The 19,349-nt window shown below is 58.8% G+C and carries 16 protein-coding genes and 1 tRNA gene; 5 read left to right on the forward strand and 12 right to left on the reverse strand.

The genetic code is table 11. From position 1 onward, the window contains the following. Positions 1-91: 91 nt before the first annotated feature. The 8 genes from CFU_RS12035 to cysS form a co-directional block, all read right to left on the reverse strand. The gene (locus CFU_RS12035; protein WP_014006314.1) at positions 92-1,486 is read right to left on the reverse strand and encodes an AcvB/VirJ family lysyl-phosphatidylglycerol hydrolase; all 1,395 of its coding nucleotides are present in this window, start codon (positions 1,484-1,486) and stop codon (positions 92-94) included. After that, on the reverse strand, positions 1,483-4,089 hold the full coding sequence (gene mprF, locus CFU_RS12040) for a bifunctional lysylphosphatidylglycerol flippase/synthetase MprF (RefSeq protein WP_050808573.1): 2,607 nt from the start codon (positions 4,087-4,089) through the stop codon (positions 1,483-1,485). The genes CFU_RS12035 and mprF overlap by 4 nt, the downstream gene beginning before the upstream one ends. Positions 4,090-4,313: 224 nt before the next feature. Next, positions 4,314-4,407 (reverse strand) — tRNA-Ser (locus tag CFU_RS12045). Positions 4,408-4,545: 138 nt separating this feature from the next. Further along, a complete protein-coding gene (locus CFU_RS12050; RefSeq protein WP_014006316.1) occupies positions 4,546-5,796 on the reverse strand; it encodes an aspartate kinase in 1,251 nt (416 codons plus the stop codon). A gap of 133 nt (positions 5,797-5,929) precedes the next feature. Continuing rightward, complete coding sequence (gene tilS, locus CFU_RS12055; protein WP_014006317.1) at positions 5,930-7,348, reverse strand: tRNA lysidine(34) synthetase TilS; 1,419 nt, start codon at positions 7,346-7,348, stop codon at positions 5,930-5,932. A gap of 2 nt (positions 7,349-7,350) precedes the next feature. Further along, a complete protein-coding gene (locus CFU_RS12060) occupies positions 7,351-8,325 on the reverse strand; it encodes an acetyl-CoA carboxylase carboxyltransferase subunit alpha (protein ID WP_014006318.1) in 975 nt (324 codons plus the stop codon). 62 nt (positions 8,326-8,387) lie between these two features. After that, positions 8,388-9,053, reverse strand: a complete 666-nt coding sequence (locus CFU_RS12065) for a DNA-3-methyladenine glycosylase family protein (RefSeq protein ID WP_014006319.1) — start codon at positions 9,051-9,053, stop codon at positions 8,388-8,390. Positions 9,054-9,057: 4 nt separating this feature from the next. Next, positions 9,058-10,479 (reverse strand): cysteine--tRNA ligase, encoded by a 1,422-nt coding sequence (gene cysS, locus CFU_RS12070; RefSeq protein ID WP_014006320.1) that lies wholly within the window; start codon positions 10,477-10,479, stop codon positions 9,058-9,060. 239 nt (positions 10,480-10,718) lie between these two features. On the opposite strand from cysS, the gene CFU_RS12075 reads away from it, so the two are divergent. Genes CFU_RS12075 through CFU_RS12085 form a run of 3 tightly spaced genes read left to right on the forward strand, consistent with a single transcriptional unit; the run spans position 10,719 to position 12,652 of the window. Then, positions 10,719-11,309 (forward strand): peptidylprolyl isomerase, encoded by a 591-nt coding sequence (locus CFU_RS12075; protein ID WP_014006321.1) that lies wholly within the window; start codon positions 10,719-10,721, stop codon positions 11,307-11,309. Between the two features lie 47 nt (positions 11,310-11,356). Further along, positions 11,357-11,845, forward strand: a complete 489-nt coding sequence (locus CFU_RS12080) for a peptidylprolyl isomerase (protein ID WP_014006322.1) — start codon at positions 11,357-11,359, stop codon at positions 11,843-11,845. Positions 11,846-11,860: 15 nt separating this feature from the next. Next, a complete protein-coding gene (locus tag CFU_RS12085) occupies positions 11,861-12,652 on the forward strand; it encodes a UDP-2,3-diacylglucosamine diphosphatase (protein ID WP_014006323.1) in 792 nt (263 codons plus the stop codon). On the opposite strand, the gene CFU_RS12090 is transcribed toward CFU_RS12085, so the two are convergent. Together CFU_RS12090 and cysE are read right to left on the reverse strand one after the other, a co-directional pair. Further along, a complete protein-coding gene (locus CFU_RS12090) occupies positions 12,649-13,374 on the reverse strand; it encodes a YceH family protein (protein ID WP_014006324.1) in 726 nt (241 codons plus the stop codon). The genes CFU_RS12085 and CFU_RS12090 overlap by 4 nt on opposite strands. Before the next feature lie 24 nt (positions 13,375-13,398). Further along, positions 13,399-14,148 carry a serine O-acetyltransferase gene (gene cysE, locus CFU_RS12095; protein WP_014006325.1) on the reverse strand — a complete coding sequence of 250 codons (750 nt, stop codon included), beginning with the start codon at positions 14,146-14,148 and terminating at the stop codon, positions 13,399-13,401. A 311-nt stretch (positions 14,149-14,459) separates the two neighbouring features. On the opposite strand from cysE, the gene CFU_RS24885 reads away from it, so the two are divergent. Together CFU_RS24885 and CFU_RS12105 are read left to right on the forward strand one after the other, a co-directional pair. After that, entirely contained in the window at positions 14,460-14,627 is a 168-nt protein-coding gene (locus CFU_RS24885; protein WP_190275147.1) for a hypothetical protein, read from the forward strand. Between the two features lie 12 nt (positions 14,628-14,639). Beyond that, positions 14,640-15,629, forward strand: coding sequence for a DMT family transporter (locus tag CFU_RS12105; RefSeq protein WP_050808574.1), 990 nt, complete (start codon positions 14,640-14,642; stop codon positions 15,627-15,629). A gap of 420 nt (positions 15,630-16,049) precedes the next feature. On the opposite strand, the gene rlmB is transcribed toward CFU_RS12105, so the two are convergent. Continuing rightward, positions 16,050-16,793, reverse strand: coding sequence for a 23S rRNA (guanosine(2251)-2'-O)-methyltransferase RlmB (rlmB, locus tag CFU_RS12110; RefSeq protein ID WP_014006326.1), 744 nt, complete (start codon positions 16,791-16,793; stop codon positions 16,050-16,052). Between the two features lie 11 nt (positions 16,794-16,804). Beyond that, on the reverse strand, positions 16,805-19,267 hold the full coding sequence (gene rnr, locus CFU_RS12115) for a ribonuclease R (protein ID WP_041741875.1): 2,463 nt from the start codon (positions 19,265-19,267) through the stop codon (positions 16,805-16,807). Positions 19,268-19,349 lie beyond the last annotated feature (82 nt).

A 19,349-nucleotide genomic window follows, 5' to 3' on the forward strand; every position in this document is an offset into this window, starting at 1 on the left:
AGGAACACTATATCGCACTGCAGCATACGAGTCTGCTTGATTGTTGTGATACCAGATATTCATCAATCACATATTGGAACCGATGGTGAAACTACTTGCGCGCCGCATCCAGAATCAGGCCTGCCAGGCGCTCGTAGTTGCCGTCGAAATGATGGCCGCCGCTCAGCTTGAGCAGTTTGACGCGGCCGGCATCGAAGCTCGGGCAGGCGGAATCCGTTTCCGCGCTGCCGTAAATGCACATCGCCAGCCCGGCCGGCAGCTTCGCAACTTCAGGCGGGATAGGCAAACCGTCATTGCTGGAACTGACCCAATTGGTCAGGTGGAACTGGAAATCGGCCTTCTTGCCCAGTCCCATCATGGCGATCAACGGCACGGACGCCAGCGCCTTGCCCGACAGGCGGTTGCCGACAAAGGGCAAGACATCGGCTCCCTGCGAATAACCAATCAATATCACCTTGTTTTTTTTCCAGCGCGCCATGTAGAACTGCATCAGGCGTTCCACGTCTTTCGCCGTCGATGCCGGCGTGCGGACGCTCCAGAAATAACGCAGCGAATCGATGCCGACTACCGGCACGCCGCGCTTCGACAAAGCATTCGCCACATCGCGGTCGATGCCGGCCCAGCCGCCGTCGCCGCTGATCAGAATCACCATGCTGTCGGCGTCAGGATTGCGCCCAGACGGCGCTAGCGCGGCCACCTCCACCACCGGCAAATCGGACACCGCGGCAGGCGGCGCCTGCACCGCTACCGCTTGTCTGGCATTCAGGCTGGCATAGGCCGACTTCAGCTGCGCCAATCCATCCTGGCCTGCTGCCTGGACCAGTTCGGCGCCGCCGACGCTGGCGACAAATGCGCGGGTGATACCGGCGTCGCAACGTTTCTGCGTTTGCACATCCGGCAACACGCGCCACGCGGCGGGCAGCCGGGACACCGGCAACAATTCCACGCCCTTGCCCTTCGCTACTGCCTTGAAGCGTACGCCCTCGCCTTTGCATAGCGGCTTGCGCAGGCTCAGGGCAGGACAAAATCCAAACGAGATGGCGCCGCCGAAAATGCCTGCAGGCGCTTGCGCCAGCATCGCGTAGGCAAAGCTGGCGCCGGCGCCTTCTCCCACCAGCAGCGGCGGATAATAGCCTGGCACTTTTTCATAAGCCTGCACGAAGCGGCTCAGATTTTCCAGGTCGCCGTCGGGAAACGCGCAGTCGCCGCCATCGGCATCCAGGCTGGCGAACAATTGCGGTGTGCTGATGCCGGCCACCAAGGCACCCTGCTGGGCCAGCGCACGCGCCTTCTCGGCTGTTCCCTGGTTCCAGCCGGCATCGCCGGACAACAACAGCACGACGCCATTCGCCGGCCCCGCCGGCCTGTAGATCTCGACACTCTTGAAACGGCCGTGGCTCACGCTGTGATGTGTCTCGTCTGCACTTGCAACGCTACCGATGAAAGCCATCGCACACAGCACCAGGCAAATTATTCCTTGCTTCATTTACTGATGGCTCCCTTGAGGCCGCCGCTGATCAGCGCGGCGGTATCGGTGAACGCGAACACCGGCGCCAGGCCGCCCCTGCTCACCAGGTAGCGCGCCTCCCACACCGGATCGAACTTGTCCTTGAAATTACGCAGGCCGCGGAAATTGTAGAAACGTCCGCCGTGCATGAACAGCATGCGGCCGAAGCGCTGCCAGCGCGACGCCAGCTGGTGGTCTTTCATGCCCGACATCGGCGCCATGCCCAGGCCGAAGCGCTGGTAGCCCTGTTCCTTGAAATGCAGCATCAGCTGCGAGAACAGGAATTCCATGGTGCCCGGCGGCGCATCGGGCAACTGCCGCATCAGGTCGACGGCGGCTTCCACCCGTAACGCATCCGGACACATCAGGCTGGCAAAAGCGATGATTTTCTGCTCGCGCCGGATCACTGCGACCGGCTGCCGCAAGATATAGGCTTCATCGAAACTGCCCAATGAAAAACTCTTCTCGCGCGTGTCCTGGTCGGCCAGCCATGCATCCGAGACTACCCTCAGCTGCTCCAGCAGCGGCGGCAGCTGCTCCACCGCCAGCATCTCGAAACGCAGGCCCTCGCGTTCGGCGCGATTGACGCCATGCCGCAGATTGGCGCGGCGCGGTCCTTGCAGGCTGAACTGCTCCAGCGGCACGTAAGCCTCTTCTCCCAGTTTATAGACGCGCAAACCGGCGTCGAGATAGAGCGGCAGCGATTGCGGGCGCACCTTGTAGAACGCGACCCGGCCGCCGTAGCCGTCGACCAGCTCGATGAAACGCCAGATCAGTTCCGACCATTCGCGCTGGTCGCCGACCGGATCGGACAATGCTACCCAGGAGCGGTTGTGCTTGGCGAACATGATGAAGCTGTTGCCGGAGGCGGAAAACAGCAGGCTCTTGTCGCCCATGAAAGCCAGGCAGGCATCTGCCGCCGGCTGCTTGTTGACGATCTCGGCGGCGCGCTGCAGTTCTTCCTCGGCAGGAAGTTCGGCGACGCCGGTGGAACGCCGGAACAGCTGCCACAGGCCCAGCCCCAAAGCCATGATGGCCACCACCATCAAGGTCCGCATCGAACGCGGCGCGTAGTCGTCGAATGCAAATTGCCACCACATGCGATCGGCAATGTCGATATCGCGATAGGCAAACAGCAGGATCCAGCCGCAGGCCGCCAGCACGCAGGCCACCGCGATCAGCCAGCCGGGTTCGAAGGTTTGCGAAAACAGGGACGAGCGGCGGTAAAACTGCTTGCGCGAAATCACCAGCAGCGAAGCCAGCAAGAACAGCACGATGAATTCGGAAACCGCGATGCCCTTGGGCAGCGCCAGGATGCCGGCGATCACGGTCAGCACCAGCGATGCCCACCACGCGGCATCGAGCCGATGCAGCAGGCCGCGCGCCAGGAACAGCATCGCCAGTCCGGCGACGCTGCCGATCAGGTGCGATGCTTCCACCACAAACAAGGGCACGTGCAGCCGCAGCAGTTCTTCGGCATGGCGGGTAGCCGGCGTCACGCCCGACACCAGCAGCATGGTGCCGGTCACCATGGTCAATGCCGTGAGCAGCCATGGCGACAGCCTCACCGCCGCGCGCGCCACCGGTGCGCCGATGCCAGAGCGCATCTCGAATGCCGCCAGCAGAATCGTCGCCAGCAGCAGCGGCAACAGGAAATAGATGGCCCGGTACAGCACCAGGGCCGCCGCGATCTTGCTGGTCGGCGCATGGTTGGCGCAAGCCAGCAGGATCACCGCTTCGAATACGCCGACGCCGCCCGGCACGTGGCTGATCACGCCTAGCGCCATCGCTATCGCATAAAACGCGACGAAGGTCGGCAAATCGATGACGCCGCTTGGCAGCAGGAACCACAAGGTGGCCGCCGCCGCACTCAGGTCCACCGCCGAAATCAGCAGCTGGCGCAAAGCCAGGCCAGCTTCCGGCAAACGCAGGTTCCAGCGCCCGAACAGCAGCAGATCGCGGCGCAGTCGGCACAGCAGGATAAAAGCGCCGACCCCGAGCAATACCAGGCAGGCCACCGCGCGCAGCAGCCAGCTCGGGATATGCGCCAGCTCCTGCACCTGGGTTGCGCCCCACAGCAAGCCGACAGCACCGAAAGTGGTCATGCCGAGGCCGAATGCACCGGCATTGAAAGCGATGGCCTGCGCCACCTGGGAAGCCTCGACGCCGCTGGCGGTGTACAAGCGCATGCGCACCGTGCCGCCAGTCAGTACGCCGAGCCCGACGGTATTGCCGAGCGCGTAGGCAATGAACGAGGTCAAGCCGATGGTCGTCCCTTTGACCTTGGCGCCGACATAACGCAAGCTGGACACATCGTAGCCGGCCAGCGACAGGTAGCTGACCGCGGTCGCCAGCATGGCCAGTAAAAGGTGGCTCAGCGGCGTATGTTTCACCGCATGCACGATGCTGCGGTAATGCACGTCGGCAAGCAGTGCGTGCAGGGATTTAAAAACCAGCGCACCCAGCACCAGCACCACCAGCAGCGTGAGCCAGAAACGCCAGCTTACGCCCGCCTTCTGCACGGCAGGAACGGCGCCGAGCGCCGGAATATCTGTTTGCGACGAGGATGGATGACGTGCCATGGAACCTTTATCATGCGACTGCCCCTTTTCGGGCGAGCCGTTGACCGCATTAACAATTCGCGTTAACAAGAGTTAAGAGCCAGTTTACAAAGCAAGGTTCGCTCCAGCAAGCAATTAAGCGATAAAGTAAGCGATAAAGAAAACGCCGCAAAAACAAAAAAACCGCTTCAGCACAAGGCTGGAAGCGGTTTCTTGTACGTTCCGAATGGCTCGGAACATGTTCTTGGAGGAGGCGGTGGGAGTCGAACCCACGATACAGGTTTAAGCCCATATGCTTCCTTAGCAGGGAAGTGCCTTCGACCACTCGGCCACGCCTCCAAACTCAAAACGGCTTTTAACAACGCCGCGTCAAGGACACGAATAATAACTTTTCATGGGGCATTGGTCAATAACGCCACACTAAATTAATCGCTTTTTTCGTGATTTTTTCGTGATTCTCTGCGCGAATCTTTACGATTAAGCGCTTTCCAGTCCAAAAGCCTTGTGCAAGGCGCGCACGGCCAGTTCCATGTACTTTTCGTCGATCAGCACCGAAATCTTGATTTCAGAGGTCGAAATCATCTGGATATTGATGCCCTCTTCCGACAAGGTCCGGAACATTTGCGAGGCGATGCCGACATGGCTGCGCATGCCGACGCCGACCACCGACACCTTCGACACCTTGGCGTCGCCGGTGATGCTGGCCGCACCGATGTGCGCCTTGACCTTCTCGTTCAGGACATCCATCGCCTTGGTGTATTCGCCGCGCGGCACGGTGAAGGTGAAGTCGGTCTTGCCGTCCACCGACTGGTTCTGGATGATCATGTCGACTTCGATATTGGCATCGGCGACCGCGCCGAGGATCTGGTAGGCGATGCCGGGACGGTCGGGTACGCCGAGCACGGTAATCTTGGTCTCGTCGCGGTTGAACGCGATGCCGGTAATGGTGGCTTGTTCCATCTTGGTGTCTTCCTCAAACGAAATCAGGGTGCCGGAAATTGCTTCTTCTTCCAATGGCATTAAGGGGTCAGTCAGCGACGACAGCACGCGTGTCGGCATCTTGTAGTTGCCGGCAAATTCCACCGAGCGGATCTGCAGCACTTTCGAGCCTAGCGACGCCATCTCCAGCATCTCTTCGAACGTCACCGTCTTCAGGCGGCGCGCATCCGAGACCACGCGCGGATCGGTGGTGTAGACGCCGTCGACGTCGGTATAGATCAGGCATTCCGCTGCCTGCAGCGCAGCAGCGACCGCCACTGCCGACGTATCGGAACCGCCGCGGCCCAGGGTCGTGATATTGCCCAGTTCGTCGATGCCCTGGAAACCGGTGATGATCACTACCTTGCCGGCATCCAGGTCTTGCCGCACCTTGGTGTCGTCGATCGAACGGATGCGCGCCTTGGTGTGGGCCGAATCGGTTTTAATCGCGACTTGCCAGCCGGCATAGGACACTGCCTGCTTGCCTATCGCTTGCAGGGCCATGGCCAGCAAGGCGACTGAAGCCTGCTCGCCGGTGGAGGCCAGCATGTCGAGTTCGCGCGGATCGGGCTGGGCGGTAATTTCTTTTGCCAGGCCCAGCAGGCGGTTGGTTTCACCGGACATCGCGGACGGCACCACGACGATTTGGTGGCCGGCGTCATGCCATTTGGCGACGCGCTTGGCGACATTCTTGATGCGCTCGGGGGAGCCCATCGAAGTGCCGCCGTATTTGTGGACGATTAAAGCCATAGGAATTATAGGTGGGTGCTAGAAGCGAGCGTAGTGCAAGGAAAAGAAAAATCAACCCTTTACTCTACCTGCAACGACCCATTATGACAAGTGGCTTACCTTGGGGAAAGCACAATACTGTCTATGCCGGGAATCAGATACCTTGCCTGAACGGCAATTCATCTGCTTGCCAGCGCAGGCTGATATGCAAACCGGGCCCGGCCGCCAGCTGCAGGCAATCCATGCCGATACCCGCCGCAAACAGGATCTGCTTGCCGCTGCTCACCAGCGGCAGGCGCTCGCGCTCCCAGGGCGGCACATCGAAGGCCTGGTAGTGGTACTTGACGCTCTTGGTGGGACGGTTCAAGGCCAGCTTGAGACGCTCGCCGCCGGAACGATATTGAATTTGCAAGGATTGCGCACGCAGCCAGTCAGCGTCGATGCCCTGCTCTGCCTGGTCGAAATGCAAGACGCCGCCGAATTGCGGGAAACGCATCTCGGCCTCGCCGTTCCAGCGGAACGCTTGCGGTTCAATCTCGGAACGGTCGACATCGTCGCGCGGGGTCAGGAACACCCGGTTGCGGTGACGGCGGATGTGGCAGTCGGGATGAGTCACGCACAATTGGGCGTCGGCTTTTGCTTCCAGCAATTGCTGCCGCATTTCGCTGAGCCAGGCGCTGGACGGCATGCGCAAGTGATGCAAGCCGAACCAGTAGCGCAGCAGGTTATCGATACGCTCCCCGCTCAACTGGCGCACATGCTCCAGATCGAGGCAGGCGCCGTCCGCGCAGACCGCCATGTCTTGCGCCGCCAGGTCGATCAGCAAGCGCTGCGTGGTCTGCATGTGCCCGGCGCTGCGCGAAAACCGCTCCTGGAAGCCGGGAAAATGCTGCGCCAGCACCGGCATGACTTGCTGACGCAAGGCGTTGCGGGCATAACGCGGATCGTGATTCGATTCGTCTTCGATAAACGTCAGCTGCTGCGCCGCTGCGTATTGCTCCAGCGCCGCCCGCGACACTTTCAACAGTGGCCGCGCCATCAGCAAGACAGCATCGCCCAGCAAGGTCGGCGCCGTATTCCAGCGATCCATGCCGGACAGGCCGGCCGCGCCCGAGCCGCGCAACAGTTGCAGCAGCACGGTCTCAGCCTGGTCGTCCAGGTGGTGTCCTGTCAATAACAAAGGGATCTGGTGCTGGCGGCACAAGTCGCCCAGCGCTGCATAGCGGCTGATGCGCGCGGCTTCTTCCACGCCGCTCTTGTCGCTGTTGCGCAATGCGATGCGGCGCGTATCAAAGACCACGCCCAGCCTGGCGCAAGCCTCGGCGCAATGGCTTTGCCACTGGTCCGCGTTGGGGCTGATGCCGTGATGGATGTGGAAGGCGAACAGCTGGGCGCCGTGCGCGCCGGCATACTGGGCTGCCGCATGCAGCAGCACGCTGGAGTCCAGTCCGCCGCTGTAGGCGACGGCCAGTCGTGCCTGCTGTTGCGAGGCAATTGCGGGGAACGCTTGCGCGATCCCTGCCAGGGTGTTTTCTAAGTACGCACTGATACTTGGGATAGATGAATTCGACACGCCTATTCTGCTGCCAGCACTTCCTTGAATTTACCGTAGCTCATCAGTTTTTCATGGCGTGCATTCAGCAAGTCCTTGGTCTTGACGCCCTGGAACTGGCGCAAGGTATCGGCCAGCGCGCGCTTGAGCAAGGATGCCATCTGCTTCGGATCGCGATGGGCGCCGCCCAGCGGTTCGCTGACGATCTTGTCGATCAGGCCGACGGCTTTCAGGCGATGCGCGGTCAGGCCCAGCGCATCGGCGGCATCGGCTGCGCGCTCGGCGGTTTTCCACAGGATCGAGGCACAGCCTTCAGGCGAGATCACCGAATAAGTCGCGTACTGCAGCATCAGGACCGCGTCGCCGACCGCAATCGCCAGCGCGCCGCCGGAGCCGCCTTCACCGATGATGGTAGCGATCAGCGGCACTTTCAGCTCAGCCATCGCGTACAGGTTGTGGCCGATGGCTTCCGACTGGCCGCGCTCTTCGGCATCGATGCCGGGGAATGCGCCGGGCGTATCGACAAAGGTGAAAATCGGCAGGCCGAATTTTTCCGCGACTTTCATCAGGCGCAGAGCCTTGCGATAACCTTCCGGCTTGGGCATGCCGAAATTGCGCAAGGCGCGCTCCTTGGTGTCGCGTCCCTTCTGGTGGCCGATCACCATGCAAGCCTGGCCGTTGAAACGCGCCAGGCCGCCGACTATCGACTGGTCGTCGGCATAGGTGCGGTCGCCGTGCAGTTCATGGAAATCCGTGAAGATTTCATTCACGTAGTCCATGGTGTAAGGACGCTGCGGATGCCGTGAAATCTGGGAAACTTGCCAAGGCGTTAACTTTGCGTAAATATCCTTGGTCAATTGCTGGCTTTTTTTCGATAAGCGATCGATTTCTTCCGAAATGTCCACCGCCGAATCGTCCTGGACGAAACGCAGCTCTTCGATCTTGGCATCTAATTCGGCGATCGGTTGCTCGAAGCCGAGAAATGTTGTTTTACTCATATTGTTCCCTTGTTTAAAACCATCATTACCGAATAAATTACTAATGAATACGTAATAAGTTATTACTCAGTAATGACTTGATATTCTGCAGACGTTGCATCCAGGCTACGCCATAGATACCAGGTCGCCACGGTACGCCATGGCTCCCAATTGGCCGACACTTCGCGCGCATCGCTGCGCGAAACCGGCTCTCCCGAAAAATAATTCACACTAATGCCTTTAAGCAATCCTAAATCATCCAAAGGCAATATATTGGGCCGGAGCAAATTAAATATCAAAAACATCTCCGCTGTCCAGCGTCCGATGCCGCGGATCTGGGTCAGGTCCGCGATGACATCCTCATCGTCCATCTCCATCCACTGCTCGGCATTGACCCGTTTTGCCTTGAAATGGTCGGCCAGGTCAAGAATATAGTCCGCTTTACGCTTAGACAAGCCGCAAGCCGCAAGTTGCTCCGGACCTGCTTTCAATACCTGGGCCGGAGTCGTCTTGGGACAGACTAACAGAAATTTTTGCCATGCAGATTCCGCCGCCTTGACCGAAACCTGCTGGCCGACCACCGAACGCGCCAGCGTGGTAAACGCCTCGCCGCGGCCAACCAGGTGCAGGTCGCCGAATTGCGGGATCAATTTACGCATGATACGGTCACGCTTCATCAACTCGGCCTTGGCGTCTTCCCAATACGAAGGCACGAAGAACCTGGAGTCGACAGCTATCGCTTTTTGCATACGTTTAGGCCCTTCGCCATTCGGTTTGACCGCCGGGCTTATCTTCCAGCAAGATGCCTTCGGCCAGCAGTTCCTTGCGAATCAGGTCTGCAGCAGAAAAATCCTTGGCTATTTTTGCCGCTTGACGAGTTTGAATTTTGAGTAGGATATCTTGCTCTGACAAAGCCGCTTGCGCAATGCCATTTCCGACAACTTCGCCGCCGGCGAGTGCGCGGCCTTTCAAAAAATCTTCAGGGGAACGCTGCAGCAAACCCAGCACTCCGGCCAAACCTTTCAGCTGGCGCGCCGCTGCCTGCGAACGATTCTTGTTGACTTCGTTGGCGAGGTCGAACAAGGCCGAGATCGCCATCGGCGTATTAAAATCGTCGTCCATGGCTTGCGCCACGCGCGCGGCATGGGCTTCGCTCCAGTCCAGCGGCAAACTGTCTGCCGAGACTTCTTTCAGGGCAGTATACAAGCGGGTCAATGCATGCTTGGCGTCGTCCAGGTTGCTGTCGGCATAATTCAGCGGGCTGCGGTAATGCGCGCGCAGGATAAAGAAGCGCACCACTTCCGCATCGTATTTTTTCAGGACGTCGCGGATCGTGAAAAAATTTCCCAAGGACTTGGACATCTTCTCGTCGTCGATACGCACAAAGCCGTTATGCATCCAGTAATTGACGAACCGGTGGCCGTGCGCGCCTTCCGACTGGGCGATTTCATTTTCGTGATGCGGGAACTGCAAATCCTGGCCGCCGCCGTGGATGTCGAACTGCTCGCCCAGCAATTGCTCGGCCATGGCGGAGCATTCGATATGCCAGCCCGGGCGGCCCTGGCCCCAGCGCGAAGTCCATTTGACCTCTTCCGGCTCGCTGTCCTTGGCCGCTTTCCACAAAACGAAATCGAGCGGATCGCGCTTGCCCAGGTTGACGTCGACCCGCTCGCCGGCGCGCAGATCGTCGAGCGACTTGCCCGACAATTTGCCGTAGCCGGCAAAATCACGCACCGAATAATTGACGTCGCCGTCGCTACCCTGGTATGCCAAGCCTTTATGTTCGAGTTTTTCGATCAAGGCCAGCATCTGCGGCACGAACGCTGTCGCACGCGGCTCGTGATCCGGCTTTTGCACGCCGAGCGCGGCCGCATCCTCGTCCATGGCCTGGATGAAACGGCCGGTCAGCTGCGAGATGGTCTCGCCGTTTTCCACGGCGCGCTTGATGATCTTGTCATCGATATCGGTAATGTTGCGCACATAGGTGACGTCCAGGCCCGACTGCCGCAGCCAGCGTTGCACCATGTCGAACACCACCATCACTCGTCCGTGACCAAGATGGCAATAGTCGTAAACCGTCATGCCGCAGACATACATGCGGACCTTGCCTGGTTCGATTGGGGAAAACGGCTGCTTCTCACGCGCCAGCGTGTTATATATTTTCAAGTCGCTCATGGGAAATTACTGCCTACGGACAGAAATAAGGCACAGAATTAAAGTACAGCAATAAGGCAGAAAAATATTGCACGCCGTTTTACCCATTCGCGCACTTGCGGTGCGGACATCAGTACAACTGAATCGCCAAAACTCTTTTGCAGTGCTTAGTTTGATAAAATGTTGCTTTTCGCCGGAGTATATCATTAGTGAAAAGCGAAAATACACCACAAACGCTCCTACCCACATGAAGGATTTTTATGCCAGCATCTCTTAGCCTGTCCCGCCGCGCGTTCACCCTGGCATTGACCTCTGCACTGACGGCTGCCTGTTTGCTGGGCAACCCTTCGATTGCCAGCGCTGCCGACAAGCCCCATGTCCTGCTGAAAACCAATATGGGCGACATCGTCATCGAGCTGAATCCGGAAAAAGCGCCGAAGACAGTCAAGAATTTCCTGGGCTATGTAAACAGCGGCCACTATAACGGCACCATCTTCCACCGTGTCATCGAGAATTTCATGATCCAGGGCGGCGGCATGACCAAGGACATGGTAGAGAAGCCGGCGCCGAACAAGGTGGAGAATGAAGCCAAGAACGGCCTCAAGAACGTGCCTTACAGCGTCGCCATGGCGCGCACCGCGGACCCGCAATCGGCCGGCGCGCAATTCTTCATCAATACCACCAACAACGAATTCCTCAACTATCCTGGCCGCGACGGCTGGGGCTACGCGGTGTTCGGCCAGGTCATCAAGGGCATGGACGTGGTCGACAAGATCAAGAAAGTAAAGACCGCCTACCAGGACGTGCCGACCACCCCGGTTATCATCCAATCGGCTACAGTAACCAAGTAAATACCGTTTTTGTCCTTCCAATTTTCAACCATCTGATAGGAAACACCATGGCAGTCCTCCTCACTACCAACCACGGCACGATCAAGATCGAACTCGAAGCTGAAAAAGCGCCAAAGAGCGTGGAAAACTTCCTGGCCTATGTCAATGCCGGCCACTACAACGGCACGATTTTCCACCGCGTGATCCCTGGCTTCATGGTGCAAGGCGGCGGTTTTGAGCCTGGCATGAAACAAAAGCCGACCAACGATCCAGTCGAAAACGAAGCCAAGAACGGCCTCAAGAACAAGCCTTACACACTGGCGATGGCCCGTACTTCGGCGCCGCATTCGGCTTCCGCGCAGTTTTTCATCAACGTCAAGGACAACAGTTTCCTCGACTACCCAGGCCAGGACGGCTGGGGTTATTGCGTCTTCGGCAAAGTCGTTGAAGGCCAGGACATCGTCGACAAGATCGAAGGCGTGAAAACCGGCCGTTCCGGCATGTTTGCCGATGTGCCGACAGATGATGTCGTCATCGAAAAAGCTGAAGTCGTTTAATCCAGACTCCTTCTTATGACAGCCTCAGTCTCGAACCAGTCCGGCGCACCAGTTGCGCTATTCATCTCCGACCTGCATTTGCAGGCAGCGCACCCGCGCACCACCCAGGTCTTCCTGGACTTCCTGCAGGAACAGGCAAAGCGGGCGCAACAACTGTATCTGCTGGGAGACTTGTTCGAGTACTGGGCTGGCGACGATGACCTGGAAACGCCGTACAATCGTGAAATTGCCGAAGCGATCCGGCAAGTCAGCGATAGCGGTGTGCAGGTTTTCTGGATCGCCGGCAATCGCGATTTCCTGGTTGGCGACGGCTTTGCGCAAGCAGCCGGCCTGACCATGCTGCCCGACCCGTCGGTGATCACGGTGGGCGGGCAGCGCCTGGCGATCGCCCATGGCGATGCGCAATGCACCGACGACCTGGCCTACATGGAATTTCGCGCGCAAGTGCGGCAACCGCAATGGCAGGCGCAATTCCTTGCGCTGCCGCTGGCGCAGCGCAAGGCGATCATCGCCGGCGTACGCAAGGAAAGCCAGGAAGAACAGCGCCACAAGACAATGGAAATCATGGATGTCAATCCGGCAGCGATCGATGCCCTGTTCGACAGCACCGCAACCGCCACCCTGATCCACGGCCACACGCATCGGCCCGCGCGCCACCTCTCAGGCGCCGGCGAGACTGCCCGCACCCGCTACGTATTGCCGGACTGGGAGTATGACGTCAAGGCGCAGCGAGGCGGCTGGATTGCGATTGATGCGGACGGCGTGATCCGGCGTTTTGGCCATGACGGCCAGCAACTGGCCGATTAATCAAACTGCCGCTTGAACTCGGCAAACTGCGCCGATAAATCATCCACTTGCCGCCGCAAGCCGGCAACTTCTTCTTCAAGCTGGGCGATCCGGTCCTGGCTGCCGCTTTTCACCACCGATGCGCTGCCCGACATCGCATCCGCGATCGCCTGCTGCTCCAGTATTTCCTCTCCCGCCAGCAGATGCGCATAACGCGACTCCTTGGTGCCGGGCGCTTTCGCCAGGCGCGCTACCAGCGACGGATATTTATCGACCAGGAACTGCAAAGCCGTTTCGACTTCGCCCACCGAAGCAAATTCATGCAGCCTGCCGCTGCGGCTGCGCAATTCGCCCGCGGTCTGGATCCCGCGCAGCATCAAGGTCGTCAATACCGCCAGCTTGTCTTGCTCCAGCAGCCATTTGACGCGCATCCGGTGTTCGTACTTGGCAACCCGGGCGCCGGCCTGGTTGACTTCAACCACCAGCTTGCGCTGCATCAGCCGCTGCAGGATGTCCAGTACAGTCGATTCGGCGATAGCCATCACCGGATCGCGGCTGGAGAGCTGGTTGCAGCCGTTGGTCAGGGTATTCAGGGACAGCGGATAGTTATCCGGCGTCAGCGCTTCTTTTTCGGCGAGGACCGCCAGCACGCGGATTTCAAACTGGTCCAGAAATGCGTCGGCGCTGCCGGAACCGGCCGCCGCTTCATCGCCGGCCGGGGTGCTGCTCACTTCTTGATTCATTGCTTGCTCTCCTGGCGCGCCGTCTTATTCGACCAGCTTGTTCAGCTGGTCCGGGTCAAATTTCTCTAGCTCGGGCAAGCCCTCGCAGGCGATGCCGGATTTCTTCAGCAAGGCGATGATGCGTTCTATCTGATGTTCCTGCGCGGCGGCATTGTCGATCAAGCCATGCAAGGCCTTGGACAAGGGATCGTCGCCATTGGGGGTAACGCCGTAGGCGGCAAACATGCGGGCCGCGGCCTCGTCCTTGCCGCTGACGTTTTCCTTGAGGACGATGCGCGCAGGATTGCCCACCGCAGTCGCTCCCGGCGGCACTTCCTTGACCACCACCGCGTTGGAGCCGATCTTGGCGCCCTCGCCCACTGTAAAGCCGCCCAGCACTTTGGCGCCGGCGCCGATGATGGCGCCGCGCGCCAGCGTCGGATGGCGCTTGGCGCCCTTGTTCAGCGAAGTACCGCCGAGGGTGACGCCCTGGTAGATCGTGCAGTCGTCGCCGACTTCAGCGGTTTCGCCGATCACCACGCCAAAACCGTGGTCGATGAATACCCGCCGGCCTATGGTGGCGCCGGGATGGATCTCGATTCCGGTAAAGGTGCGGGCAACCTGCGAAATGAAACGCCCCGGCCATTTGAAGCCGTTGTGCCAGCAATGATGCGCCCAGCGATGCAGGATGATGGCGTGCAGGCCGGGATAACAAGTCAGCACTTCCCACTGGGTGCGGGCGGCGGGATCGCGCGCCATGATGTTGGCAATGTCTTCACGAATGCGGCTGAACATAAAGGTGTCGTATGAATGCGGAGGCGTAATGTTATTCCAAATTACGCCAGCCGTCTTTGCCTCATCCCACCGGCCTTAAGCTTTAGCTGATTCTTGCTGAGTTCCTCGAATGAAGGCAGCTCGCAGCATGTCATTTTGACTTGTAATTCCACCTGGTCCGCCTTAGCATAACATACACGATTTTGTTGTTTTTTAATCAAAACGGGCTGTAGCTCAGTTGGGAGAGCGCGTTGCCATTGGCGACGAGGTCAAGGGTTTCAGTCCCTCTCAGCTCCTCCATACGATACAAGCCATTCTCTATAGAGAATGTAATGCATCAGATCAAGGCAAATGAAAAATTCGTCTTTTCCGAAGAAGAACTCTTGGACGAGTTGTGTGCATCCATGTACGGCGATAACTTCAGTGAAGTCATCGTCATGGCTGGGCCCTTTATGCAGTTCTGTGATGCAGCTACAAAACGACTCGTACCAGCATTCTGAGTAATTGCGGCCATGAAATTCAAACAAAAAATATTGAATGAAGGTGCTTCGACCAAGCGGTCTGAATCCACGTCATTGAAGCAGGGTGCAACGTTGATGACTGCGGCCGCGCTATTGACGCCGATTCCAGATGCCATGGCAAAAATCCTGGGGGAGAACTATGGCATCCCAGTGGTTATGATTGCATTCGCACGCTGCGTACTGCAGATGTTATCTGCACTTCCGCTCCTCCTGGCCTCCGGAGGCTGGTCCGCTCTACGCGTTCAAAACCTTCGGCTCAACCTGTTACGGGGTATGCTGTTAGCAGCCGCAAGTATTGTTTTTTTTGTGGCGCTGAAAGCTATGCCACTGGCAGATGCTATCGCCATATTTTTTATACAACCCATGATCGTAACCATTCTCGCCGTTGTATTTCTCAAGGAGAAACCTGATCTTCGGCGCATCGCGGCGGTCTTTGCCGGATTCGGCGGGACGCTGTTAGTGATCCAGCCGAATTTAGTCATACTCGGCCCGGTGGCAACACTCCCGCTCATTTGTGCAATCCTATTTGCAATCTATCTCGTGCTCGGTCGCCATCTCTCAAAGTCGGATTCTTCCCTCGTCATGCATTTATATGCCGGTCTTGGCGGTACACTTTCTCTCGGGGTGATACTCGCCATTGGCTCCTTGGGGAACATCATGGAATTTCATATGATCGCGTCAATTGACTCTTCCGCTTGGACGCTTCTCGTAGTGATGGGACTCTTCGCAAGCCTAATCCACCTCATGTATATCCAAGCGTATCGTTTGGCGCCGGCAGGACTTCTAGCACCATTGAGTTATATTGAAATCGCATCAGCAATAGGACTTGGCTTTCTGCTGTTCGCGGACTTTCCGGATACATTAAAAGGATTGGGAATAGCAGTCATTATTGGATCTGGTCTCATGCTCGGATGGACGGATCGATCGATTTCCCAACAAAATTCGGTCACCCGTAGCATCACGTGCTACCGCAAGGAGTAGCAATGAGGAAATCAAATTCAACCGTTCTAGCTCAGATCGCCCTTTCCCCTTAGAGAGCATTAGCTCACCGATAACACCGGCCATCAACGCCACGACATTTATCGTCAACAATTTTAAGGAATTGCTCCCGATATCCAGCGCCTGGATTGCCTCAAGGTGATCAAAGTGGGCTATGGCTGGGGCGGCACCATCAGCCTTGTGAATCATTTTGACCCATCCGCTTGGCCCTCATCGAAGCGCCTCCCCCTCAGTGGAAATTGCGCTCGTTTTTACTTCGGCCTGGAGGACGCTAACGATATCGAAAGTGATCTTCGGACTGCTTTCGAGTCGTAAATCGCCGTCTTGTGAACTACATGGCGACCTAATCAGCGGCCAAAAAGATGGCTGACCCGACGCAGCATGAACGCTGCGAAAACAGAATCAACAACCCTTGACCGTGCGCTGGCGGCGGGCTTCGTACAGGCAGACCCCGGACGCCACCGATACGTTCAGGCTTTCGACTGAACCGAACATCGGCACGTTGACCAGCACATCGCAGGTTTCACGCGTCAGGCGGCGCATGCCCTCGCCTTCGGAGCCCATGACCAGGGCCGCCGGGCCGGAAAAGTCCGCTTCGTATAACCCTTTTTCGCCGTCCTCGCTGGTGCCGATCAGCCAGATTTCACGTTCCTTCAACTCGCGCAAGGTGCGCGCCAGGTTGGTCACGGTAATGTAAGGCACGGTTTCGGCAGCGCCGCTGGCGACCTTGGCGGCAGTAGCGTTCAAGCCTACCGCACGGTCCTTCGGTGCAATCACGGCATGGGCGCCGGCGCCGTCAGCCACCCGCAGGCAAGCGCCCAGGTTGTGCGGATCGGTGATGCCGTCCAGCACCAGCAGCAGCGGCGGACCGACGATGGCATCGAGCAGTTCATCCAGGTTGCGCGCCAGCGACAGTTCGCCGGCTTTCGCCACCACGCCCTGGTGGCGGCGAGTGCCGACGATATTCGACAAACGTGCGTCATCCACCGGGATCACGCGCACGCCAACCGCCTTGGCGGCATTCAACAGTTCCTGCATGCGGCGGTCGACGCGGCCGGCATCCACATAAATCTCTTCCACCGACGATGCTTCATGACGCAAACGCGCGGTGACGGCGTGAAAGCCGAAAATCATTTTACTTTTCATATTCTCAGAATCTATCTTTTACGCTTGCTGGATTTCGTGAAGGCTTTCGGCGCCCGCGTCTTTTCTGCGACGCTGGCGGTCTTGGCCTTCTTGGTCTTGCTTGGAGCAGTGGTCTTGGCGGCAGTCGTGACTCTGCTGCTGCCGGTCTTTTTCGGCGGCGCAGCCTTGCCGCCGGCCTTCGGTTTGGCGCCCCGGCCTTGTTCATTGTCGGCGCGCCGTGCTTCATTCTTGAGCACGGTCTTGATGCCCGGCTCGTTGACCAGGCGCAGGTCGATCTTGCGGGCGTCCAGGTCAACCCGGCTTACCTGCACCGTCACCCGGTCAGTCAGCTGGTAACGGATGCCGGTGCGTTCGCCGCGCAATTCGTGACGCGCTTCGTCGTACTGGAAATAATCCGCGCCCAGCTCGGTGACATGCACCAGGCCTTCGATGTACAACGCGTCGAGCTGGACAAAAATGCCGAACGTAGCGACGCCGGAAATCACGCCGGTGAACTCTTCGCCCAGCTTGTCGCGGATAAAATAGCACTTGAGCCATGCTTCGACATCGCGCGAGGCTTCGTCGGCGCGCCGCTCATTGGCTGAGCAATGGACGCCGAGCGCTTCCCATACCGCCAGGCTGCCCTCGTTCCTCTTCTTGCCCGCCGCCTTGTCTTCCGCCTGCTTCTTGCGGCCGGCCGGCGACAGCATGGTGTTCAGAGAACTGGTGTCGAAACCCTTGGGTTCGTAACGCTTGCCCTGCAGGATCGCCTTGATGGTGCGGTGGGTCAGCAGATCGGGATAACGCCGGATCGGGCTGGTGAAATGCGCATACGATTCATACGACAAACCGAAGTGGCCGATGTTTTCCGGGCTGTAGACCGCCTGCTGCATGGAGCGCAGCAGCATGGTCTGCAGCAGCAAGGCGTCCGGCCGTGCCTTGATCTTCGGCATCAGAGCGGCATAGTCGGAGGCGGACGGCGTGTCGCCGCCGGCCAGCGTCAGGCCGACCTGCTTGAGGAAGGTGCGCAGCACCGCCAGCTTTTCCTTGGTCGGATGCGCATGGATACGGAACAGGCCGGGATGCTTGTGGCGTTCCATCAGGTCGGCAGCGCAGACGTTGGCCGCCAGCATGCACTCTTCAATCACCTTGTGTGCATCGTTGCGGGTGCGCGGCAGGATTTTCTCGATCTTGCCGGCGGCGTTGCAGACGATGTAGGTCTCGGTGGTCTCGAAATCGATGGCGCCGCGCGCCTGGCGTGCCTGCAGCAAAGCGTGGAACACTTCATACAGATGCAGCAGATGCGGCACCAGGCCGGGACGCTTGGCGGCTTCCGGGCCCTTGGTATTGCCCAGGATGGCCGCTACTTCTGTATACGTCAGGCGTGCCGCCGAATGGATCACCGCGGGATAGAACTGGTAAGCCTTGATCTCGCCCTTGGCGCTGATCACTGCATCGCACACCAGGGTCAGGCGATCGACATCCGGATTGAGCGAGCAGAGGCCATTGGACAGTTTCTCCGGCAGCATCGGGATCACGCGGCGCGGGAAATACACCGAGGTGCTGCGCTCCAGCGCATCGACATCCAGGGCGTCGTTAGGCTTGACGTAATGGCTGACGTCGGCGATCGCCACGATCAGGCGGTAACCGTTGGCGCGGCCGATCTTGATCGGTTCGCAATACACGGCGTCATCGAAGTCGCGTGCGTCTTCGCCGTCAATCGTCACCAGCGGCACATCGCGCAGGTCGACGCGGTCGCCGAGGTCGGCCGCGCGTACTTCGCCCGGCAGCTTGGCGGCCAGTTTCTTGGCCGCTTCGGAAAATTCGTGGGGCACGCCATATTTACGTACGGCAATTTCGATTTCCATGCCCGGGTCGTCGATATCGCCCAGGATTTCGACAATCTTGCCGACCGGCTGGGTATAACGCGAAGGCTGCTCGGTGAGCTGGACGCTCACTACCTGTCCAGCCTTGGCCTTGCCCGGCGACCCCGCCAGGATGATGTCCTGGCCGATGCGCTTGTCTTCGGGGGCGATCACCCAGACCCCGTTTTCATTGAGCAAGCGGCCGATCACATGGGTATTCGCCCGCGACACAACCTCGACGATCGTCCCTTCCGGACGGCCGCGGCGGTCGGTGCCGATGATGCGCGCCTGCACCCGGTCGCCATGCAGCACTTTCTGCATTTCCTTCTCAGGCAGGAAAACGTCGTCGCCGCCCTCGTCCGATATCAGGAAGCCGAAACCGTCGCGGTGACTGCTGACGCGGCCTTCGATAAAACCGGGGGAATTGGTCAGCTTGTAGACGCCGCTGCGGTCGGGCTTGATCTGTCCGTCGCGTTCCATGGCATTCAGGCGGCGCGTCAAACCGTCCATTTCATCAGGTTTGACGCTAAGCGCGGTAGCCAGGGCGGCGGCGTTTTGCGGCTCGGCAGAGGTGCGCAGAAGGCCGAGAATTTCCTCCCGGCTGGGGATAGTGTAGGAATATTGGCTCAAAAGGCTATTTTCAACAGGTTGTTATTCATCAATGGTTAGTGTAACGGAGGATTGTGACATTCTCCTAACCAAGCAATTTATA

This window comes from Collimonas fungivorans Ter331 (assembly GCF_000221045.1).
GTDB lineage: Bacteria > Pseudomonadota > Gammaproteobacteria > Burkholderiales > Burkholderiaceae_D > Collimonas > Collimonas fungivorans_A.